Origin of the sequence: Microbulbifer sp. THAF38, assembly GCF_009363535.1 — a bacterium.
GTDB lineage: Bacteria > Pseudomonadota > Gammaproteobacteria > Pseudomonadales > Cellvibrionaceae > Microbulbifer.
Genome location: NZ_CP045369.1, coordinates 3,615,989 through 3,637,165 on the forward strand (window position 1 = coordinate 3,615,989; position 21,177 = coordinate 3,637,165).

Genomic DNA, 21,177 nt, shown 5'->3' on the forward strand with positions numbered 1-21,177 from the left:
GAGCCAGGCAAATGAAAAAAAAGCACCGTCGTCATAATAGATAGAGAGAGAGATTATGCAATAAATCGGCTTGACGAGAAATTGCTACAGATTTATCTCGACCCGAAATATGCATTTCTGAATCCATCAAGGTAACATTTGCTGATACCCCAATATTCGACAGGAGTCCTGGCATGAAGCATGAAATCTAACTTGTGAACCAGGTTAAATTCCAAGCCTCTCAGCGAGGCATTATCACCGTTATACGGACTATAAACCTCAACTCCAGAAACCCCATTACACTCCCCCTCTTTCATATCTGTAAAAATTGGATCAGTAATATCTTTATAGAAAAGACCCGAAGATAATATCCCCGAATTGTTGAAATAATATTCGTACAACACATCAAAATTCCAGGAGTATGTGGGTTCAAGACCTGGATTACCGCCTATAAACTCATTATCGTGCTCGGCATAGTAACCACCTGGATTGAGATCACAAAAATCTGGTCTCGCAAAGGTTCTAGTTAGTGCAAACCTGAGATAACTTTCGTCTGAGAGCGCATACTTTAGATGCGCCGAAGGCAGAATGGACAAATAATCTTTACCCCCATTAATAGCAACTTCTTATCCGCAGATCAGGAACAGGCAGGCTTAGTTTTAAGTGGTCTTTCCGGTGCAGATGTTACCGCACGCGCTATAAAGAAATTGGACTGACCACACAGGCTTTCAGGGCACTCTAGATTATGTACTCGTCTATAACGATACCCTAGTCGCTCTGCGTAAAAGCGCCCTGGGGATTATGCCAACCAGATTGTCGCTGCCTTTAAAGCCAATAGTGATAAAGGTTATTTCTTCTTAAAAGATGGACGTTACCTGCGTTACGACCTCTATGATGATCAGGTGAACTCCGGCTACCCCAAACTCGTGGATAACAATAGCTGGTCAGGCATGGCTTCCTACGCATCAAAAATTCGTGCAGCTCTGAAGTGGCCGAATAGAAAAATTTATTTTTTTCTAGATGACGGGAATTATTTGCGCTATGACTTGGAAGATGATCGGCTTGACAGTGGTTACCCAAAACCAATCAATGATAATACCTGGCCGGGGCTCGGCGCCTATGCCACTGAGATTACTGCGGCCCACCAGTGGAACACATTTCACGCTTATTTCTTTCTAAAAAATCAACGCTATATACACTATTCCATCACTACCGATCAGGCCAACAGCGGGTATCCGCGAATAACAGACGATAACACCTGGCCAGGCTTGAGAGCCCCTGATTACCTACCAGGGTAAGCGACTACCATCCCAAAAAAACAGGTTACCGCTATCGGCAGGGGCGAGTTGTTGCAGTACATCTACAATACGCCCGGCACTCAGTGCCGGGCTGTATAATTTGCCCGGAGCAAGGTTACTTTGGAATGGTTTCGAAAGTGCCGTATCCGTCGTTCCCGGATGGATTGCCACCACACAACTCTGTTCCAGGCGGCGCCCCCATTCAATAGATAGGTTTTTTACCAGCATATTGAGCGCTGCTTTGCTGATACGGTAGCTATACCAACCCCCTAGAGCATTGTCACCAATACTCCCCACCTTAGCTGAAAGGGATACCCACAGCAGCGGCTGCTTTCGCAGTAACTTCCTGTCCAGGGCCTGGGCCAGGTGCAAGTGAGTCAGCAGGTTGATTCGCATGGACTGTATCAACCAATCATCCTCACATTGAGCCAGGGATTTTTCCGGGCCATGGAATGCATCGTGTAACAGCCCACAGCAATGAATCACCCAGTCGGGCGGAGAGGAAAACTCAGAGAGAAAAGTCTCAACGGATTTAACAGAGTGCTCATCAGCGAGGGAAACCGTCAAGTGCCGGCGCTCACCGGCATGCCCCGGCACCCGATCCACAGCGGCGCGACTCAAAGTTACCAGTGTAATATCGGGATAGCGCCGAACTATTTCGGCGCCTATTGCACGAGCCAAACCGCCCGAAGCACCAGCAAGCAATACCATCCTTGGTTGATCAAACATACCGGCCTCCATGCCGGATAGCTCATATCGTTTTATTTAGCCTTTTTAGCGCTGGGCTTCTTGCCCTTGGCTTCCTCAATGCCTGGCACATCCTTAACCACGCGCAGCATAGGTTCATCGGAGCGGAAAATCAGACCGTGAATCTCCGTGGTATTTTGCCCCTGTAATAACTGCTGTAGGAACTGCACGATCTGTGCAGAAATTTCCTGCCCGGGAACCAGTACTGGAATACCCGGCGGGTAAGGCACTATCTCATCCGCGCTGGTGCGGCCAACCAGATTCTGCGTAGCGTTAACGCCGTTATCCATCAACGGCAGCTCTTCCGTCTCAGCAAAGTAGGCATCCGCTGGCAGACAGGTAAAGCGGGTGAATTCAGGCAAACGACGCGGTGTACCCACATGGATACGCTTATGGGTATTGCCCGCCAGTTGTTTGAGCGCGTGAATCAGACGCAGCAATTTACTCTCGGTGCTACCCAGAGTTACCAATACCGTGATGGTATTGTAGGTGGTCTTTTCCACCTGAATACCATACTGGTCAAACAGCTTGATCTGCATTTCATTGCCCGAGTAGCCACTGCGGGAAATATCGATCGTTACCTTGGTGGGGTCCAGGCGGATGTTGTCGCCAGCCAAGGGCTCGGCAATCAGGTCGTCGCGCGTCAGGGCGCGGAATACGCCTGTTTCGTTCACTGCGCGACGCAGGGTTTCCACCATCTGCAGACACTGCTTGAGGCGCCCGTAGCCCTCCATCGCCATCTGCTTGCGGGCCACATCAAGGCTGGCAATCATGGCATATTGCGGACTGGTGGAAGCGTGCATGTTCAGGTTTTCGCGGAAGCGGAACTCGTCAAAGTCCGGGTCCTGCACATGAATCATGCTGGCCTGGGAGAAGGCCGACAACATCTTATGGGTACTCTGGGTCACGTAGTCAGCGCCACACTCCAGCGCTGTCGGACGCAGTTCCGGGTGGAAGAAACCGTGGGCAAACCAAGCCTCATCGACCAGCACCTTAACCCCGCGCTCATGGGCGTAATCGATGATGGGCTTCAGGTCGTAACGCAGCCCGTCGTAGGTGCAGGAGGTGATAACCAACAGACGCGCATCACTATGTTCATCCAGGGCCGCCTCAATATCTGAGCGTTTCACCGGGCCATAAATGCCGAATTCTGGGTGCAACACCGACTTTAGGTAGACCGGCTCACAGCGGTTCATCACTATCGCATGGTGAACCGATTTGTGGCAGGCCTGGTCGACAATAATCTTACCGCCCCCACCGAGGATCTGTTGAATCACTACCTTGTTGGCGGTGGAGGTGCCATTGGTCAGGAAAAAGGTATGGCGCGAGCCAAATGCCTGGGCCGCGAGATCCTGTGCTTCCTGGATTACCGAGTGCGGTTCCAGCAGGCTATCCAATATCTGCACCGAAACAGACAAGTCTGTATTGAAGACGTGCTCGCCCATAAAACGGTAGAAATCCCCTACCCAGGGGCTATTGCGCAGACTATCGCCACCAGAGTGACCGGGGGTATGCCAGGCGTCACGTGCGGAGAAAACGTACTCTTTCAGGGTATCGGCAAAAGGTGTGGAGGCTCGACGGGCAATAAACGCCTGCACCAGGCGGAACATATGGTTAAAGTTGCCTTCCCGGCGGTCAAACAACTCATCAAAACGCCTGCGCAGACTGGCCAGTGACTTAACGCCACTCTTACCCGCCAAAGGTGTGCCGCCAGCGACATCACTCTGGGCCACCAGAAAAATATTGAGCTGGGAACGAAGTGCATGTATCTGGTCGGCAAGCATATCAGCGGCTTCCAGCCCCTGAGCATCAGTACCACCATCCACGATCATCGCTTGCAGGCGGCCTTCCTGCAGCGCCAGATTTTCAACCTCCGCAGGAACCACCGCCTCAAAAACCAGACCGAAGGGATTCTCATGCAGAGCTGCGGTATTGTTGAGGGCGCTAACCCAGTCTCCCGCTAATTTGCTGTCTGCGCTCACCAGCGCTACGTGGCATTCCAGCTTCTGTACGCTGTGCTTCAGGTTGCCCAATTCAGGCATCTTCATGTCCAAACCCATATTCTTATCCACCAGCATAGCCCGCAACTTCTCGAGGGCCGCTGCTTTAATTATTCAACTGTTTGATTTTATTAACTTTTATTAAGTCCCCCGGCAATAGCGGAGAATCTGGAGTTCTTGGGTAAAAAACCAGGGGGCAAATACTAATAGAGAGAACTAGGGAATTCCGCGATGTCAGTGCTTTTGGCGAAAATCGCCAAAAGCGTGCTGACCGACCAGATCTATTGCCAAGGAAGGGGATAAAGTTAGAACTTTGCGCTGCGAACAACGCCATCGAACTCGAGGCAGTCCCTGACTCTCTGCCGCTGCACCTCGGAGAGGCGCTCAAGGGGAAAATACGCTACCTCTGAGTGCTCACTAGATAGGGTGATGTGCCTTCTATCGGTGAAGCGGGCGCGAAAAATAAAAACATGGGAGTTATAAACCTTGTGGTAATAGACACCACTGAGGTATTCGATACCCACCTCCCGGCCCAACTCCTCACGGCACTCTCTCCGCAGGGCCTCGTGGATAGTCTCTCCCGGGTCCAGGGCGCCACCGGGAAGCCCCCAGCTGCGATTGGCATATGTTGCCAGCAACTGTAAGACTTCCCCCGCATCATTGGTAATCACCGCATGCGCGCTGAGTCGGTAACTGTCTTCAAATCCCATCGGTCCCTTCCCTGAACCACCTCTCCCTGAACCACCTCTCCCTGAACCACTTCTGACTCACCCTTTAACAGGGGCTAGAACCCCTGAGCCAGGGTGAAACCGAAGCCAAGAGTCTGCACTGACTCATCGTAGTCAATCAGGCTTTCTCCGTAACCGTTAAAGTAGCGAATATAGCCATCCACGCGGTCACCAAGGGGGAAGCCCCAGGTGAGCTCAAAGGCACCGTGGTTATCTGAGCGCAAATTGTTGCGCACCATAACGGCTATGGTGTGATCGCCATCCCGGTAACGCCCACCCAGCTCAAAATGCCCCATGTAATGCTCTATATCCGGGTTGTCATCATCGTCACGGTCCTCCGGGAGGCGATACCAGGGCTTGATGCCAAGGGAAAAATTATCCTTCTCAAACAGGAAGTTAGCGTATACCCGGTTCCAGCTTCGGGAATAGGGCTCATTGCGGCCATTGGACTGGTGATTGAAGGCAATCTGGTTCGCCACATTTTGCCAGCCAAACAAACTCCAATCATTGAGCCAGGTAAGAATCAATTCCGGTTCGTGGTTGGTTTCACGAAAGGGTGATGAGTTATCGGAGTTATAGGCCTGCCAAAAACTGCGGTTGGTGTAGGCCACACTCATAAATGAGGCACTGCCGAGAAAGCCCCGCCACACAGGTACCTGCACCGACAGCTGGAATTGCACCTCGATATTATCCAAGTCTTTGCCTTCACCTTCATAATCCGACAAACCGCCCTTCTCGGGAGACGGGTTATAGGTAAATGGCAATATATAGTTGGTCTTATGGGAGGCCAGCGTAAAGGGATTGCTGGCAGCATCGCGAATAGCTTGGGCACGGCCACCGAGCAGGACCTTATCCGTCGGCAGTTCCTCTGAGTACTCCTCCACCACCGGATCGACCTCAAAGAAATCCTCCTCCAGCCCCAGCTGAGCCCTGACCCGGTCAGCACAGAGCAAGCGAATCTCCCTCAGAGTGGTCTCGGCAGAAGAAATCAACAGTTGCTCTTGCAAACACTGCTCCTGCTGTTTTTCCGGTGCTTTATCCAGCTCCTTGAGCTCTACCTCTGTCTCTTCATCGATACTGGCCAGAGCGACATTAAAGGGTAACTGTGAAGTCACAACTAAGGCAATCGCCAGTGGCATCCCCCAACGGGAATTGGATTTGATAAAAGGCAAAATGGCTCCCCCATTAGCACAATAGTGACGCAAGCTTACACTGCGGTTCTGAAAAAATCCCGCCGTATAAATTTGTCAGTACTTTCTCAAAGACCTGTTACGGGCGGTTGACTAGGATGCCCACTGGAGACTAAAAGTTCAAAACACTGGGGAAGGAAGGCATTTTGGGATAATTTTCACGAGTCGTAGAAACCCTGAAATCTTATCAAGATGAATGAGACGTCAATCAATATTCATTATTCACTGGACTGATAATTCAGTTGTGTTCACAAACTTCAGCCTAAGTGAACACAACCACAGATAAGAGAAGGGATATTAAAAAAGCAGGCTGGTTAGACTGGGGGACCACTCCAGGTCTCTGAGCCGAACCTGCCACAGGCGACCAGTACTGGAAGGCCAATCATAACCAACCAGCAAACTGCGGTTATCGACATAGCAGTGCGCATCCCGCTCAGCTTCATCGCCCTGATAAATATAACCGCTAATATCCGAACCCAGGTCCTGGGTGCGCTGGCTAGCCTGGTCTCCGGCCATAATTCGTGCAGTGCGGTGACTCACTCTTGGGGACAATAATTTGCCCCGCTGGGAGGGATCCACAATATCCGGAGAAACAACCTCTAGGCCTGCTGGGTGTTTTATCAGTGTTTTCAATAGCGGCCCCATAAAAACTCGCATCAGAGGAAACAGCAGACGGTTATTACCACCCACCTGCAATTCCTGCGGGCCATTGGGCCCACTCCAGCTTGCCTTTATTTCATCACCTAAACGGGGAGAGTGCCCCTCAGGAGAGCATAAACGATACTGGGCAGTGACTTCGTCAACCTCATCGCGCCAGCTCACTTGGCACTCACTCACCAAACCATTACTTAAGAGCGCAAAGACCTCTATGCCGAAGCCCTGATCGCCCACCAGCCTCTGACTGACCAGAGAGCGGCGCCCCTGGGCGTCAAAGCCCAACTGCCAGCTGTCCTGTACGGGCATTTCGCGTCCGTCGCAGCTGTAGTGATAACGCCCTTGTGCAAGGGTTGAGTTCAAACGCATTACAGATTTCCTCCCTGCTCACTGCATGCACTAGACCAATGGTTCAGTACCCAAAAAGTATTGCACAAGGAGTATTGGGCACACCGGCTTTGGCACTTTATTCAGCTATATATTTATAGTTTTTTTAAGAGGTTATGATCACAAATAAGGGGTTTTAAAATAGATATATCCCAACGCTATCAAAACGAAGAACTTGAGGATTTACTGAGACTATTCAGCTCTCACCTAGACCATTTCCAGAGGAAATACAGAAATAATTGATGAAAAAATCAGCCTTTGAAAGAATTCGTTAATAAACTCCAAGTTAATGACAAGCTTGGAAACAGGAAAAACAATCTCAAAGGCCGAGCAGTGTTTTTAAACAATTGCTTTAATTGCGATTAAAAAACACAGAAGTTAAGTCCGACATTTACCACCAGAACCTGAAAGTGATTTTTCAGCCGTCATAAACGCTTTGAAGATCAGTCAGAAATCCTGAGTTAAAAAATAATATCGCGCCAATTTTTAGCGAAAAATGCCTGGACCTACCAAGCCATATTTACAAAGAAGGCTGGCTTTTCTTATTAAGAAACGGTATTAAAGAATAAATCTGATTCGACGATTCAATAAAAATGAGTAGCCGATATGCCAACCTTTGCCTACCAATCCATTAACTCTAACGCCAGTACCAATCGTGGTGTGAGTGCCTCCAATAGCCAACACTTCACTCGCGTCACCCACAATCACCAAGCTGCTCAACAAAGCCCCTGGTTTTTGGTAATGCCAACAGCCGAAAGCCTGGAACCCCACATTCCGATCTGTGGCCCAGCCCAGCTGGTTGCTCAAGCACCACAAGGTTATATGGCCAAAGGCCAACACAATAACGGTCAGTTTCTTAGCATGATTGAAGGTAAGGCGCGGCAAACCCACCAACATCTCTATCGCTCACTCAGGAAGCCTTGTGACCTGCTGGTATATGGCGAAATGGATGGAGCCCATAGCGAATGGGGTTCCATGCAGCAGCACGCAGGCGATTTGGTAGGATCAAGCTCTACCGGTAAAGCCTGTAACAGCTTTAGCGTTCATGCTGCCAATACCACTCAACACCAGATTCTGGGTTCGGGCATGGGCTGGATCGCGGTAAAGACAGGTAATGTGAATGCTGTATTTGTGCATGTCCCCAACAGCATTGCCAAAAGTGAAGGACAGGCAACATTGTTCTACCAAAATATTAATAAATTTTTATTACAACAAGGGCACGGTGCTATTGATCTCCTGATGGGAGATACCAACCAAGGCAGCAACAGCTTTACCCCATCAGTAATTAGCCGAGCAACAAACAATATATTTCGTGACGCTCACCCCGCTACTGAGTTGACGCCTTCGGACTCTTATCAACGCAGTTTTTCCGGCACCAATAGTACCGCTAGTCAAAAATATGATGTAGCTGTCTACAACACTGCAACCATCAAAATTGTTAATGTGGACTATCTATCTCAAAGCACGGTGGTCAGCATTAATGGAGCCAATAAAGCCGCTGCGGTTACTGACCATATGGGTATTTTTATTGACGTTGCCAAATGATACTTGGGACGATGATATTCAGAGGAAGGATTGTAGAAAAATAGTTCTTCCGTGACCGGCCTCTCTGGTGGGCACCAGAAGGTCGGTCACGGTTTCCCCTATAAACTTACGCTACAGCAGCTTGCTGAGTTTGAGGGGTAACCCATTTCATAAAGTTGCTGGTTTGCTGGTTGTCATACACAGCACTGCCATGCAAGTCATTCACCACTTGCGCAGCACGCCAGGACGATAGACTCAGCTGTGGTTCAGCAATTCCATGGCTGGTACGGCCCGTGCCAAGGAAATACAAACGGCGACCACTCTCATCACCGCTGAGTTTTGCCGCAAAGGCATCATCCAGTAACAAACGACCCTCTGCATCACGGGCGATATGTTCCTGTAAGGGCGCCAGGCAAGGGGGCAAAGCCTCGCAAAGGCCGGTGCACAAAATAACGATATCGGCATTTATCCATTCGGTACCGTCCGCCTCTCCCAGCAGGTGATTTTCCAGCTGCAACTGGTAGTCACCACGGTGAGACATATCCATCAGTTCGCGGTTAGGCATTAATGCCACTCGCTCAGCATCTTTTTCCAGGTGCACAAGGCGATAGAATAACTGGTAAAGCTCCTTGAGAGTCTCCGGGGAAATACCATCGGAAGCCAGCTTTTGCTCTGCGACAACTTCTTCACGACGCTGTGGGCTCAATTGACGGAAAACATCGACATATTCCGGGGTAAACCAGTCATTGGTAAACGGTGTCTCATCCAACGGCAAGTAGTTGCTGCGGCGGGACACCCAGGTTACCTGCTGCGGGCGACCCCAGTGTTTGCTCAGAAGATTAATAACCACTTCTGCACCTGTCTGACCGCCACCGACCACGGCTACACGCTTACCACTGACATCTGGATTCCGCAGGGCAATTTCCAGTGCATGGAAACAGTTGTCTGACAGGAATGGGCGACTGCACTCCGGGATATTCGGTTTTTTACCAGCGGCAACACATAAATTCTTGGCAAGCACTTGCTCGCGGCCATTGGGTCCATGTACATCCAGCTCAAAGTATTCACCATTATCCACTACGCTTTGGACACGGCTACTCATTTGAATGGAATCCAGGCGACGCGCAGCCCAAGCCAGGTAATCGGCAAACTCACGGCGAGTTACGGTGCGCTGCTCCGCATGCAGGAAGTCATAGAAACGCTTATTTTCCACCAGGTACGCCAGAAAGCTGCAAGGGTTGGTGGGATCGACCGGTGTCACCAGATCCTTCAGATAAGAAGTCTGCATCATAGCGCCCGGCAACATTAAACCCGGGTGCCAGGAGAATTCCGCTTTAGCATCAAAAAAGCGATGGCTCAAAGATTTGTTCCGCATTAGGGCGGCAACGGCCAAATTAAAAGGACCGGCTCCGATACCGGCGAGATCTAGGATATTACTCATAATTAAGCCTCTAAAGCGGAAGCGGTTTCAGGTTGGTTTTGTTGTGACTCTTGTTCAGCGAGCCAAAGTGGATTGGTCAGGTCTCCACCGACAATGGGGACAGGACGCTCGGCACTGTCATCGTAGCCCTGGCGCAAACGCACGCGATTAATACAGACACGTTCAATATGGGGACGGAATAAATTAAATTGCTGGAAACGCTCTGTCATATCAGCGTTATCCTGTTGCGCAGATTTTTGATAGCGGCGCAAAACCTTAGCTAAAACGCCGTAGAACTCCAGCTCACCCAAACCGATCTCTGTCATCAATTGGGCAGATAAATAGCGCAGCACTGTGACAAAGTGGCCAGTGAACAGGTCGTGAATAATATAATTCGCTGGCAACTGATCGAGGACCTGTGCCGCAGACTCTGGCAGGTCTGCACGGTCCGGGAACTCACCCTGGGCTAGGCGTAGGTCTCCCTGGAAATCTTTTAAAAGAACGCGCACCACTTTGTTATCGCGCAATACTAGTGTCAGATTTTGTGAGTGCGCCACCAGGCCTATGCCATAGCGGCTAAGCAGGTGATAAAGCGGCACCACCGTAGCGTCGAACAGGTGCGTGAGCCAGGCTTCTACAGAGAGACCGGAAGCCTCTATCAAAGCGGCAGCCACAGATTTACCGCCAGCATCTTTTTGCAGTAGCGCAGCCATTAAAAGGTGGCGCTCACCTTCTGCACACAAGCCCGCCGGACTCTGCCGCCAAGTGGCTCCCAGTAATTCACGGTAACGATAAGGCGTGCCCTCAACCGACTCTTGATGTGAGTGCGGCACATGTAGTCCGGCTACTTCCTGTAGAATCCCTGTACCGCGCAACTGCAGTTGCTCATCACGATCACAAAGTGACTGCATCCACTCTGATAATGCCGGCCCGCAGCGCATAAACTTGCCCGGAATCCCACGGTAGCAAGAAGTATTTAATACCGTTAACGGCAGCTTTACATGCAAGGCGCGCGGGCGCTCAAGGTTTGACAGAGTGCGCAGTGATACCTGAGGCAGGTAGCTATCGCCAAATTCACCGAGCAGGACCAGATCGCCGCGGAAAATTTGTTGTGCATAATGCTGGCGGATATGATGCTGCCACTGCCATGGATGTACAGGCAATGGCAAAAACTCTTGCCAGCTGACCCCTTTTTCACGGCAAGCACGATCCAGCTGCTGCAGCTGTGCCTCATCCAAGCTCTCAGCTAATAGCTGTGGCCAATCCCATTGCTCACTATTGCCACTCACGGCCAAATCCCGACGAACGGCTAACCATAAAAGCCGAACCCCCTGAGCCGCCTCCGTGCCGTAAGCATTAAATTCCTGTGCTCCCCAACCGATACGCCCTTTATTCACCATGGCCTTGGGGTGCCCATCCAACAGGCATTGCAATTGTTCATCTGGCAATGTGGCCAGAGCCTGAGCATCCAGCCCTTCGCGCTTTTGCAGTAGGACGACATCAGCAACCAGAGTATTGGCAAGTTCGTGCAATAAATTGCCCAGTGTGCTGGAAGTAGCCTCTAAATCTTCGCTAGCATCGATAAAAAACTGTGCCGCATCATCTGCAGGCAATGCCTGCCCTTCAAATTGCCGCTCGATGGTTTGCGCGTCAATCAACAGCCAGTCCCAAACTGTCAGCTGGCCCTTAAAGCTATAAATAACACCTGATTTAAGAGTCACAGAGTAACGGCCTGCACCCTCGTCCTTAGCGATAAGTGCCTGCTCGTAGCAGAGCTCCGCTAATGACTTTACCAACAGAGTCCTGTTGACCTGCTTCCAGTATTTATCCGTGCTCATACTCCCCCCATGCTCCGGAAAAATTCATCCCGCTTGCACATCACCAGTGCAGCGCGCTTGTGCGGAAAATCAAACTCTTTAATTTTTTTCCAGCCAAAGGTGCCGTTGATATACTTGAGTAAGGCGCGGTTATCTGCGCGCGGCTCTCCAACTAAACTTTCGGTGCGCGCATCGTCCAGAAACATAAAATGACTAACACCATTGAACCAAGCCTGGGCAAAGCGCCCGCCCAAAAAACGCTGGTTGCCAACTAACATATGCGCGCCGCGATCAAATGGCTGGCAGTCGTAGTAGGGTGCAATACGATCTTCGAGAGCCCAATAAATTTCAAAGTAGGCAAAGGGCTCATCGTCAAAGCAGGCAATTAACGGGTGCTTGTGGGGGTCCTGCATCACAGAGTCGATAAACTGTCTCTGTTTCTCGGCATCGCCCTCTTCCTCCCAAAAAAGCGCAACACGTTCCTGGTTCATCCAGTCCGTAAAACGCTCCAAATCCTCCTGGGGGTCCAGATGACGCAAACTAAAATCCACTCCCAAGGAGTGGAAGTGGCGACGGTAAACCTCTCCTTTTGGCGGTTCTGCACGGAGAGGGTGACGAACCCCCTGCTCATTCACCACCCACTGCAGTGGAAACTTGCCACCATTGTTGCCGCAATACCAAAGCTCGGTCCGTTGATAAAAGCCACTGCGGGATACACGGCTAACGACAGTACCTTCTTCAGCGATATCAATAGCTTGTAGTGCCGCATTCAGTGAAAAAAACCAGTCGAACCAAAGGTCCAACTCTGCCAGTTGATTATCACCGGACAGCAGAATAAAACGCGCAGTTTCTTGTCCGGGGGTATATTCAATCTGAAAATAATTTTCGCCACTTGAATGGCAACGATATCCGCCCGCAATAGTTTGCCATGCGCGCCCATCGGGGAGCTGACCGCGCTCCCCTGAAGAAATTTCAAGCGCAGCTGTTGAGCTGGTCATAATTCTTTCCTTTCAATTTTCATCGACACAGGTTTCAGGCTTCCGCAGTTTCAGCTTCTACTGCCGTTTGCAGTGGATTCACCATGGTGTGATAGATGGAAAGCGGGTCATCGGTGGTCGTTTCATTCATACCGATCACCGCACATTGAAAATTGCCCTTAGCCCAAATTTCATCGGCGGTGAGCAAATACTCCAGACAACTGCGGTCACGTCTCTGCCCCTCATAAAGCAATTGCAGGCGTTCACGCAACTGACGTAACAACGCATGCTCAGATAATAATCCCGCAGCGGAAAGCGCACAGATCAAACCAAAGCAGCTATTAACAATCAGGTAATAAACAAACAGGCGATTGGCCATCTCTTCATCAATGACATTCTCACTGTCCTGGGCCAGATCAGGCAAGTAAGGTTTAAGCAGTTCCTCGCCCAGACGGCTATAGCCACTGCCCTGGCAGTCTCTGAAATAACCTGCCACAGGCAGAGCACCATCGAATGACAAAATCAGGTTTTGCTGGTGAGCACCAAATAAAATGCCAAAATCGGCCTGGGCGATTAGCAAAGGTTCGATCACTGCATCGAGAAAAGCGTTGAACCAACGCTTGGTAGCGGCTTCTGTGGAAATTTTTTCCTCTTCAGCAAGACGCTGCACCAACTGTGCAGCCCGACAGGGATCACCATTGGGATGATCCTGGGTCAGAGTGGCCAGCAAGCAAGTATTTTCTGCAGAGGATTCCAGGAATGGGTTTTCCCTGAACATTACCAGGCTTTCTATAATCTGCTCGCCACTGCTATCCGCAAGCATCAGATAAGCGGGTTCCGCCAATACCTGAAAGCGCGGGTAGCGGCTGGCAAACTCCTGTCCCAGTGGCGTATTGCGAACTTTTAAAACTTCGAGACCGCGCACCATTTCTTTTGGCTGCAAGGTGCGCACCGAATTTGTCAGTCGCAAGCTGAGGGAAAACTTCAGCATATAAGGGCTTTTGCCACTATAAATAGCGCGCAGTGAGGAGGTCGCCCGCCATGGCTCACACCCTTCGCCCAGCTCAATAATTTTTCCGCTCGCAACTAACTCTGCAACACGAGGATCTTCACCGAGTTGACGCCACTGCCAGGGATGTGCCGGGATAGCTACAAACCCCTGCGGGGCTGCCGGAGCAGCATCTGTTGCACGGACCAGTTCGGCAAACTGCGCTTCACTGATTTCCGCCCCACTGGCTCCGCGTAAATAATCCGGGTCCACCCCCAACCACACCAGGGCAAAGCTATTGCCAAATTCTGGTGCAAAACGTTCGGCATCCTCATCGGTGAATGGATCACGGCTTTTAGGGGTCGGGTGAATAGAGTGGCCACACAAAAGTGCCTGCTCCGCCTCGGCAAAAGTCAACGGCTGCGTAAATAGCTTTTCAGTATCGGTTCTGCGTGCTGCCAGCGCCTGAGCCATGTTTTTTACGCTGGCCGAGACCCGGCGGGTAAACTGCACTCTCGACTCTGTGGTAGCGCCGGAAAAAAACGCGGGCTCCTGTGCAACCAGCTGTGCCGCTTCGGCTAGCTCAATAGCTTTGCTGGCGCCATCCGCAGTTTTCCATACCATAGGCAAGGCGAATTGATGCCTGCCACATTTACTGCGGTAAGAGGCATTCAACCAAAGTTCTTCACCACTGGCGGGCAGAGGAATACTCACCGCTGGCAGGCTGATGCCTTCGGGGAGTTGCTCGCCAGTCAGCTCATGCCAGACAGCACTATCCGTTTCCCGGATTAGCGCATTGAAGAAACAGTTGGCTGACATTCTTTCCGCAGCCATATTGACCTCGGTAAGCCCGGCAGTCATAACTGGGTTTTGAGCAAAAGCATCGCCATCAATGCAGCCGGCATTAGCCGCATCGGATTGAGGATTATTCATGGTGGTGATTCTTTTTTGAGCTAAATCTAAGTGAGAATGGTTTGCATTAGCCTTATGATGCAGGTAAATTTCTCGCACTTCAAGCCCGCTGCTAGAGAAATTATCTGGCTGTGAACTCATGCACAGGAAAGGGTCGCACTTTTTGTGCATTCTTATTTATTTGTTGTGGAGCCCCGGATGCGGAAACCCCAGAACCGCTCAAAAAATCACCAGTGTAAAATCAATATGGTGGTGGCCAGCCAGGGAGCCGCCCAGGTTGTCCTTCTGACTCAAATTCCGCTCATAGTCGAGCGCTGCGGCCTAAGCCTGGCCAGTATTGGGGGGCTTGTAGCCCTGGGGACTTTTTGCCTGATGATTGCCGGGCCACTCTGGGGGGAAATGGGTGACAGGATTGGCCGCAAGCCAGTACTACTCGCAGGCTTAACCGGTGCCCTACTGGCCCAGTGCCTTTTTGTTGCACTGCTAATAGCCATGTCCCAGGGATATCTTGACGAAGGCAACGCTCTTATCGCACTGGCGATCAGCCGAATTATTTATGGATTAAATGCCGCGGCCATCTATCCCTGCTGCCAGGCTTGGGCCATCGACTTGGGAGAAGCGGATAAGCGCTTATCCATTCTTTCAGGCTTGAGTGCGGCAGCCAATCTGGGACGAGGTCTCGGCCCCCTGCTTGCCCTGCCGGCACTTCTGGCTGGTGCACTGTGGCCGTTGGCCTGGTTAATCCTGTTACCGTTAAGTGCCCTGCTGCTAACTGCCGGATTACCCAAAGGCGAGAGTCATGTGCCGGAAGTACAATCCCCTGATAATTCTTCTCTTCCCCCCGGCGCTATTGCGCTTTTTGCCACCGCTCTGCTGGGTACCGTTAGTGTCGGTCAGCTACAGGTGGTTATGGGCCCTGCTCTTCAGGATCTCTATGGTCTCAGCGCTATGGGGGCTTCGTCGACCACCGCCGTATTGTTGGCTGCGGTGGCGATTTGTGGGTTCCTGGTTCAAGTGGGGTTGGTGCGAAAGCTCAAAGCGCCACAAGTGAGTTTTATGCTAGGAGTGACCTCCCTGTGCACGGGCACTATATTGCTAGCTAGTACTTTGGGTAGCCTGTTCGCCGCTGCCGGACTACTGATCTTTGTGGTGGGGGTCGCTTTTTTGGTGCCGGGCTACAGCGCGCTTTTAAGCCAATCGCAACAGCGTGGCGGCAGGCTGTTTGGGCTGCTGTCACTGATGCATACCGGTGGCTACACCATCGGCTTTGCTGTCGGTGGCTGGCTGTATGAGAGAGAACCACAGCAACCCTTACTTGGATTGCTGATCAGCGTCTCCTTAATCGCGCTTTTTGCCGTAGTCGCCAGCTTGATCGGCAAGAGGAAAAAACTGCAGCAGGCGCAATACGATTGTTAAATCTGTATCTAATGGATCGAGAGGAGGGGTGGCTAGATGCCCCCCCAAAACTTACCAAAATTTACTAAAGCTCAAAGGTACCGTTGCCAAAATTCTGCCTGACCAAATTCTTCCTCTAAGGTGTAGGGTTTGAAGCCCACCCTGCGGTAAGCATTCTTTGCCGCAAGATTTTTTTCCAACACCTCCATCGTCAGTTTGCAACACCCTCTCTTTTTTGCCTCTTGCGCCACAAAATCTATCATTGCGGCACAAACGCCCTGGCCCCGGGCACGCTCGCTAACGATAACATCGTGAATATTCACCAGGGGCAGACACGCAAAAGTCGAAAAACCAGTAAAACAATTCACCAGGCCTAAGGCTTTATCATCGTCATAGGCCAGTACACTGAAAGCACCGGGAAAATCCGCGAGTTTAGATACCAATTCATTGCGGCACTGCTCCGGTAATGGCCCCCCGCCACCAAAGGGATGACGGGAGTATTCTTCCATTAAAGTAATGATATCTTCAGCATGGCGGCGGTCTGAATAATTCGCCAGAACCACGTGAACTGCAGTGGAGGTCTCCTGGGTAACCAAGGCCATTTTTATTTCTCCGAAATTTTTTCTGCAGGAAAAGCGCGCAACGGCTCATTGGACCCTATGTAAACAAATTTCTGATAATTTGGCGATTAATACTCAAAATTTAAGTTGGTCGAGCTTTTCTGCTCATTTCTTTCTTTTCTGGAATCCAACAGAGAAGAGAAAATCAAACCAAGGGCTCCCTTTCCAGCTCTTGATTAAGTGGAATATCCACCTCGCCCGCAGCATCAACAACATCTGTCTCTTCAGAGTTAGAGAGGTAGCCACGCAAGCGGGTTCGCCGGGCCTGCAGCTGTCGCATACGCAAACGGTGCCGATCGACAAATCCAGAACGCACGGGTCTACGTTGTCGTCTGCTGGGACCCGAGTGATTTCGCCTCGCCATTATTCTTCCCTTTATAAGACCCAAACCTAAAAACTAGTCATCCTTGAGGTTAGTTCAAACCCCCTTGGCCCGCAGGAATAAAGTCGCTATCCTGCCAACATAATGTCCAATTGGTCATCTCAGGATACAACAGCATTGCACCCGCTAGATCATCTATTAAAAAATAACCACCACTGGTCCGAGGCCACCCGCAAGGAAAACCCGGACTTTTTCCTCAAGCTGTCTAAGCAGCAATCACCAGAATATCTTTGGATAGGCTGCGCAGATAGTCGCGTGCCGGCTAATGAAATTGTCGGCCTGCTGCCCGGTGAACTGTTTGTACACCGCAACGTCGCCAATGTAGTGGTGCATTCAGACCTCAACTGCTTATCTGTTTTGCAGTACGCCGTAGAGATTTTGAAGGTGAAGCACATTATTGTTTGCGGCCATTACGGCTGTGGCGGTGTACAGGCAGCCCTACACAACGAACAACTCGGTTTAATCGACAATTGGTTACGCCACATTCAAGACGTGCGCGACAAGCATCACACTCTGGTCGACCTATTCCAGGAGCAGCAGCGCACTGACCTACTGTGCGAGCTCAATGTCCTTGAGCAAGTCATCCATATCTGCCAAACCACAATCGTGCGCGACGCTTGGCGCTCAGGGCAGCCACTCTCCGTCAACGGCTGGGTCTATGGATTGAAAGACGGCTTGGTACACGACCTGGGAATATCCATTCGCCACCCCGGAGAGATCGCGGATGTGTATCAGAATGCGCTGGCCACTATTTCCCAGGGCAATAACGAATAGCAGCGCCCTCCTACAGTCTCCCTTATATTTGCCTAGGGTCTGTTAACAATAAGTACCCAACCCCGGCTGCCTTAACAGCCGGAGACTGCCAGTTAACGCGGGGGTGCCATGCCTAAATATCGCCAGTGGGAATGCCAAAACTGTGGCTGGATCTATGATGAGGCCAAAGGCTGGCCGGAGGACGGTATTGCTCCAGGAACCCGCTGGGAGGATATCCCCGAGGACTGGTGCTGCCCCCAGTGCGGTGCCAGTAAACAGGATTTTTCAATGCGCGAGCTGGGTACACCGGAAGGTGGCGCAGCTTCCCCTGAAACATGCCCTAGCTCCCCTTCGCCATCCCATAAAAGCACCATCACTTTTCGCATTTGGGAGTGCATGGTTTGCGGGTGGGTCTACGACGAAGCCCAGGGCTGTCCGGAAGAGGGCATAGCGCCCGGCACCCGCTGGGAGGATATCCCGGAGGACTGGTGCTGCCCGCAATGTGGTGTGGGCAAGGAAGACTTCGATATGGTGCTGGTATCTTCGGCACCGGAGCAAATAAAAAGCGACAAAGAGCCGAGCCGCCACAAAGCCTCCACCGCTCTTACGGAAAATCGGGGCCCACTAGTGATTATCGGCACCGGCCTGGCCGGATATAACCTGGCACTGGAATTCCGCAAACACGACCGCACCAGCCCCCTAATGCTGATCTCCAGTGACGATGGCACCTTTTACTCAAAGCCCCTATTGTCCGCTTCTCTTTCCCATGGCAAAACAGCCTCGCAATTATGCCAAGCCAGTGCCGAGGAAATGGCCCGCAGGTTGAACGCGCAAATTCTGGTGCATACCCATGTCATTTCCATATCTCCCCATTCCAGAGCACTGACCCTGCGGCAGGAAGCCGGGGGCCACACAGCAAACATGCATTACGACCGACTGGTATTGGCCACAGGAGCCCAGTGTCGCAAACTGCCAGCTATCGCTGGTGATGCCCACGCGCGGCTATTTCGAATCAATAACCTGACTGACTACCATCGCTTTCGCACCGCGCTCGTCGGGTGTCAACGGGTGCTATTGATGGGCGCAGGTCTCATAGGCTGTGAATTTGCCAACGATTTGGTACAAGCTGGCTTTAACGTAACGGTAGTTGACCCACAAGACTGGCCACTCGCCTCTCTGCTGCCAGAGGCCGCTGGTCGCGATCTTCAGGGGGTACTGAGTGATAATGGGGTGCGTTTTAATCTGGGCAGGTCCATACGTTCACTGAGTCACAGTACAAACGGCATTGAGGCCAAGCTCGATAACGGTAAAATATTAGAAGCTGATATTGCCCTGGCAGCATTGGGCCTGGAAGCCGATACCACTTTGGCCAAAACTGCGGGACTCAAAACTCAACGGGGAATTACCGTCGACCGAAGCTTACAGACCAGTGACCCATATATATTTGCTATCGGCGACTGTGCAGAACTGGAAGGCCACCAGCTCTTTTATGTCGCCCCTCTAATGACTTGTGCCCGCGCACTGGCGCTAACTTTAAGCGGTGAACCCTGCCCTGTATGCTATGGGGTTATCCCCGTTGCGGTTAAAACGACACTGCGCCCAACTACCGTATGTCCACCCCAGCTAGGTGCCGAGGGCAGCTGGCAAATTTCTTCTGACAATGATGGCGTCTGCGCCGAGTTTCGCAATCACCATGGAGAACTGCTGGGCTTCGCCCTAATAGGTGCCGCAATCGCAGAGAGAGAGCGGCTCGCCAGCGAATGTGCGCCACTTATGAACGATAAGTCATTTGAATAGCTGTATTCGAGCATCTTTCACTAGCTTGCGAGGCAAGACGCGCAATCAGTGCGCTTTTGCCGTAAAATGGTCGGCTAGCACAGTTTTTGTACAAGCAACCATCGTATGTCGACAGAAAGAAGCCCTATTATCACGCCCTCCCCTCAACAAAGCCGCCTGTTACGCGATACTCTGGGGCAATTCGCTACCGGAGTCACGGTGATTACCACCCGGGATTCAAAGGGCCAACCTGCGGGAATGACCGCCAACAGCTTTAATTCTGTATCCCTAGACCCCGCTCTAGTGTTGTGGAGTATCGACAAACAGTCTCTAGGCTATGAGGCCTTCACCACTCGCGAACACTTCGCCGTACACGTACTGCGCGCTGACCAACAGCACGTTTCCAACCTGTTTGCCGGTCGTGGGGCCGATAAATTTGGACAGATTCAATGGAAAGAGGGCCCCGATGGCATACCTCGGCTGGAAGAGTGCGCCGCCTATTTCCATTGCCGTCGAGCCCAATGTATTGAGGGCGGTGATCACACCATTCTATTGGGAGAGGTACTGGAGTTTTGCGCTTACGGCGGCGAACCCTTGGTTTTCCACCGGGGGCGCTACCGCGCCTTGGCTGGGGAATAGGAATCTATAGAAGGATTCCACAAGCAATTTTTCGAAGAGGGCCAAGGGCCCTCTTCCTTTATCCTGTTTCTATTCATTAAGTTTGTACAAAATATTTAGAATCCTACCAAAGTTAGCAGCCGATAAACTTTGGTACCCCAATCATCCCATCGTCATAATTCCATGACAGACTCAAAAAATTCTCCGGGGAGTTTAGCGACAGTGAATCCAGGCACTCTTTTTTGCTTCGCCCATCGTGGATACCAGCTTCGAGCCAGTGAAAACACGCTGCAGGCCATAAGCCAGGCTCTGGAATTAGCCATCGGCGGTATTGAAATTGATGTCTGGAATATCGGCGGACAATTGCTAGTTACACACGATAGGCGCTTGGGAAGGCTGCTTTCCGGCAACGAATTGATAACCGATCTTCACCCGGATACTTTACGTGAGCGTACCTTACCCTGTGGCAACAAAATTCCGACCCTACGGGAGGTATTGGAATTAGTCGGCAGCAGTGCCCAACTCAATATAGAGATCAAGGGCCCCAACTCAGCAGCGCTGATAGCGAAAGAAATCCGAATGTTCGTCAGCGACGAAGGAGCGAGCTTCGAACAATATATTGTTTCCTCTTTTGATCATCGCCAGCTGCACGAGTGCTTACATCTAATACCAGAGGTGCGCCGCGGTGTTTTATTCAGCGGTATTCCCCTGGATCTGGCCGCGAGTACAGAGCCTCTCAAAGCTTACTCATTACACACCTGCCTGGATTTTCTCGAGGCCGATTTGATCGCCGATGCGAAACGCAGGGGTTTAAAAAACTATGTTTTTACCGTTAACAACCCAGACGACTTATTACTGCTAGCCACCCAGGGTGTGGATGGTGTCTTTACCGATAAGCCACAAATAGTACTGGACTTCAATACGCAGGTTCTTGCGGGTACAAAATCCAGCTGAGGATTTCTCCCTAATGAGGGTGACGAATCGGCAACAAAAAACCCGGCATCCGCCGGGT

The 21,177-nt window shown here is 51.2% G+C and carries 19 protein-coding genes and 1 pseudogene; 8 read left to right on the forward strand and 12 right to left on the reverse strand.

The window, feature by feature from the left end; translation table 11 throughout:
* Positions 1-92: 92 nt before the first annotated feature.
* Positions 93-575, reverse strand: a complete 483-nt coding sequence (locus tag FIU95_RS15655; protein ID WP_172975426.1) for a TonB-dependent receptor domain-containing protein — start codon at positions 573-575, stop codon at positions 93-95.
* Between the two features lie 216 nt (positions 576-791).
* Between FIU95_RS15655 and FIU95_RS21530 the strand changes: the two are divergent.
* Both FIU95_RS21530 and FIU95_RS15660 read left to right on the forward strand, forming a co-directional pair.
* A pseudogene (locus FIU95_RS21530) lies at positions 792-863 on the forward strand (hypothetical protein); the annotation flags it as partial.
* 18 nt (positions 864-881) lie between these two features.
* Positions 882-1,277, forward strand: a complete 396-nt coding sequence (locus FIU95_RS15660) for a hemopexin repeat-containing protein (protein WP_253868682.1) — start codon at positions 882-884, stop codon at positions 1,275-1,277.
* Here FIU95_RS15660 and FIU95_RS15665 read toward each other — a convergent pair.
* The 5 genes from FIU95_RS15665 to FIU95_RS15685 all read right to left on the reverse strand — a co-directional run bounded on the left by FIU95_RS15665 (position 1,266) and on the right by FIU95_RS15685 (position 6,965).
* Positions 1,266-2,006 carry an SDR family NAD(P)-dependent oxidoreductase gene (locus tag FIU95_RS15665; RefSeq protein ID WP_152454653.1) on the reverse strand — a complete coding sequence of 247 codons (741 nt, stop codon included), beginning with the start codon at positions 2,004-2,006 and terminating at the stop codon, positions 1,266-1,268. The genes FIU95_RS15660 and FIU95_RS15665 overlap by 12 nt on opposite strands.
* Before the next feature lie 32 nt (positions 2,007-2,038).
* Entirely contained in the window at positions 2,039-4,102 is a 2,064-nt protein-coding gene (locus FIU95_RS15670; protein WP_152454654.1) for an aminotransferase class I/II-fold pyridoxal phosphate-dependent enzyme, read from the reverse strand.
* 227 nt (positions 4,103-4,329) lie between these two features.
* On the reverse strand, positions 4,330-4,734 hold the full coding sequence (locus FIU95_RS15675) for an NUDIX hydrolase (protein WP_152454655.1): 405 nt from the start codon (positions 4,732-4,734) through the stop codon (positions 4,330-4,332).
* A 74-nt stretch (positions 4,735-4,808) separates the two neighbouring features.
* Positions 4,809-5,924, reverse strand: a complete 1,116-nt coding sequence (locus FIU95_RS15680) for a phospholipase A (protein ID WP_253868684.1) — start codon at positions 5,922-5,924, stop codon at positions 4,809-4,811.
* Between the two features lie 315 nt (positions 5,925-6,239).
* Positions 6,240-6,965 (reverse strand): hypothetical protein, encoded by a 726-nt coding sequence (locus FIU95_RS15685; protein ID WP_152454657.1) that lies wholly within the window; start codon positions 6,963-6,965, stop codon positions 6,240-6,242.
* Positions 6,966-7,589: 624 nt separating this feature from the next.
* On the opposite strand from FIU95_RS15685, the gene FIU95_RS15690 reads away from it, so the two are divergent.
* Positions 7,590-8,528 carry a hypothetical protein gene (locus tag FIU95_RS15690; protein WP_152454658.1) on the forward strand — a complete coding sequence of 313 codons (939 nt, stop codon included), beginning with the start codon at positions 7,590-7,592 and terminating at the stop codon, positions 8,526-8,528.
* 106 nt (positions 8,529-8,634) lie between these two features.
* Here the strand turns inward: FIU95_RS15690 and FIU95_RS15695 are convergent, their stop codons facing one another.
* The 4 genes from FIU95_RS15695 to FIU95_RS15710 are packed head-to-tail and all read right to left on the reverse strand — an operon-like array spanning position 8,635 to position 14,642.
* Positions 8,635-9,948 (reverse strand): lysine N(6)-hydroxylase/L-ornithine N(5)-oxygenase family protein, encoded by a 1,314-nt coding sequence (locus FIU95_RS15695; RefSeq protein WP_152454659.1) that lies wholly within the window; start codon positions 9,946-9,948, stop codon positions 8,635-8,637.
* 2 nt (positions 9,949-9,950) lie between these two features.
* Positions 9,951-11,765 (reverse strand): IucA/IucC family siderophore biosynthesis protein, encoded by a 1,815-nt coding sequence (locus FIU95_RS15700; RefSeq protein ID WP_152454660.1) that lies wholly within the window; start codon positions 11,763-11,765, stop codon positions 9,951-9,953.
* Positions 11,762-12,742, reverse strand: a complete 981-nt coding sequence (locus FIU95_RS15705; RefSeq protein WP_152454661.1) for a GNAT family N-acetyltransferase — start codon at positions 12,740-12,742, stop codon at positions 11,762-11,764. Before FIU95_RS15705 ends, FIU95_RS15700 begins: the two co-directional genes overlap by 4 nt.
* Positions 12,743-12,776: 34 nt before the next feature.
* Complete coding sequence (locus FIU95_RS15710; protein WP_172975427.1) at positions 12,777-14,642, reverse strand: IucA/IucC family siderophore biosynthesis protein; 1,866 nt, start codon at positions 14,640-14,642, stop codon at positions 12,777-12,779.
* Between the two features lie 177 nt (positions 14,643-14,819).
* Here FIU95_RS15710 and FIU95_RS15715 point away from each other — a divergent pair, with 177 nt between their 5' ends.
* Entirely contained in the window at positions 14,820-16,037 is a 1,218-nt protein-coding gene (locus FIU95_RS15715) for an MFS transporter (RefSeq protein WP_152454663.1), read from the forward strand.
* Positions 16,038-16,108: 71 nt separating this feature from the next.
* Here FIU95_RS15715 and FIU95_RS15720 read toward each other — a convergent pair whose 3' ends face one another.
* Together FIU95_RS15720 and FIU95_RS15725 are read right to left on the reverse strand one after the other, a co-directional pair.
* Positions 16,109-16,618 (reverse strand): GNAT family N-acetyltransferase, encoded by a 510-nt coding sequence (locus FIU95_RS15720; RefSeq protein WP_152454664.1) that lies wholly within the window; start codon positions 16,616-16,618, stop codon positions 16,109-16,111.
* Between the two features lie 163 nt (positions 16,619-16,781).
* Positions 16,782-17,000 (reverse strand): hypothetical protein, encoded by a 219-nt coding sequence (locus FIU95_RS15725; protein ID WP_152454665.1) that lies wholly within the window; start codon positions 16,998-17,000, stop codon positions 16,782-16,784.
* A 135-nt stretch (positions 17,001-17,135) separates the two neighbouring features.
* Here FIU95_RS15725 and can point away from each other — a divergent pair, with 135 nt between their 5' ends.
* From can to FIU95_RS15745, 4 genes are all read left to right on the forward strand, one after another.
* The gene (gene can, locus FIU95_RS15730) at positions 17,136-17,792 is read left to right on the forward strand and encodes a carbonate dehydratase (RefSeq protein WP_152454666.1); all 657 of its coding nucleotides are present in this window, start codon (positions 17,136-17,138) and stop codon (positions 17,790-17,792) included.
* Positions 17,793-17,900: 108 nt separating this feature from the next.
* Complete coding sequence (locus tag FIU95_RS15735) at positions 17,901-19,568, forward strand: FAD-dependent oxidoreductase (protein ID WP_152454667.1); 1,668 nt, start codon at positions 17,901-17,903, stop codon at positions 19,566-19,568.
* A gap of 105 nt (positions 19,569-19,673) precedes the next feature.
* The gene (locus FIU95_RS15740; RefSeq protein ID WP_152454668.1) at positions 19,674-20,186 is read left to right on the forward strand and encodes a flavin reductase family protein; all 513 of its coding nucleotides are present in this window, start codon (positions 19,674-19,676) and stop codon (positions 20,184-20,186) included.
* 201 nt (positions 20,187-20,387) lie between these two features.
* Positions 20,388-21,119, forward strand: a complete 732-nt coding sequence (locus tag FIU95_RS15745; protein ID WP_152454669.1) for a glycerophosphodiester phosphodiesterase — start codon at positions 20,388-20,390, stop codon at positions 21,117-21,119.
* Positions 21,120-21,177: the final 58 nt, after the last annotated feature.

Bases quoted from the DNA above. Each gene is read 5' to 3' on its own strand.
- FIU95_RS15715 (WP_152454663.1), top strand. From the start codon at position 14,820: ATGCGGAAACCCCAGAACCGCTCAAAAAATCACCAGTGTAAAATCAAT.
- FIU95_RS15725 (WP_152454665.1), bottom strand. From the start codon at position 17,000: ATGGCGAGGCGAAATCACTCGGGTCCCAGCAGACGACAACGTAGACCC.
- FIU95_RS15670 (WP_152454654.1), bottom strand. From the start codon at position 4,102: ATGCTGGTGGATAAGAATATGGGTTTGGACATGAAGATGCCTGAATTG.
- FIU95_RS15710 (WP_172975427.1), bottom strand. From the start codon at position 14,642: ATGAATAATCCTCAATCCGATGCGGCTAATGCCGGCTGCATTGATGGC.
- FIU95_RS15705 (WP_152454661.1), bottom strand. From the start codon at position 12,742: ATGACCAGCTCAACAGCTGCGCTTGAAATTTCTTCAGGGGAGCGCGGT.
- FIU95_RS15665 (WP_152454653.1), bottom strand. From the start codon at position 2,006: ATGTTTGATCAACCAAGGATGGTATTGCTTGCTGGTGCTTCGGGCGGT.
- FIU95_RS15685 (WP_152454657.1), bottom strand. From the start codon at position 6,965: ATGCGTTTGAACTCAACCCTTGCACAAGGGCGTTATCACTACAGCTGC.
- FIU95_RS15695 (WP_152454659.1), bottom strand. From the start codon at position 9,948: ATGAGTAATATCCTAGATCTCGCCGGTATCGGAGCCGGTCCTTTTAAT.
- FIU95_RS15740 (WP_152454668.1), top strand. From the start codon at position 19,674: ATGTCGACAGAAAGAAGCCCTATTATCACGCCCTCCCCTCAACAAAGC.
- FIU95_RS15700 (WP_152454660.1), bottom strand. From the start codon at position 11,765: ATGAGCACGGATAAATACTGGAAGCAGGTCAACAGGACTCTGTTGGTA.
- FIU95_RS15690 (WP_152454658.1), top strand. From the start codon at position 7,590: ATGCCAACCTTTGCCTACCAATCCATTAACTCTAACGCCAGTACCAAT.
- FIU95_RS15675 (WP_152454655.1), bottom strand. From the start codon at position 4,734: ATGGGATTTGAAGACAGTTACCGACTCAGCGCGCATGCGGTGATTACC.
- FIU95_RS15720 (WP_152454664.1), bottom strand. From the start codon at position 16,618: ATGGCCTTGGTTACCCAGGAGACCTCCACTGCAGTTCACGTGGTTCTG.
- FIU95_RS15735 (WP_152454667.1), top strand. From the start codon at position 17,901: ATGCCTAAATATCGCCAGTGGGAATGCCAAAACTGTGGCTGGATCTAT.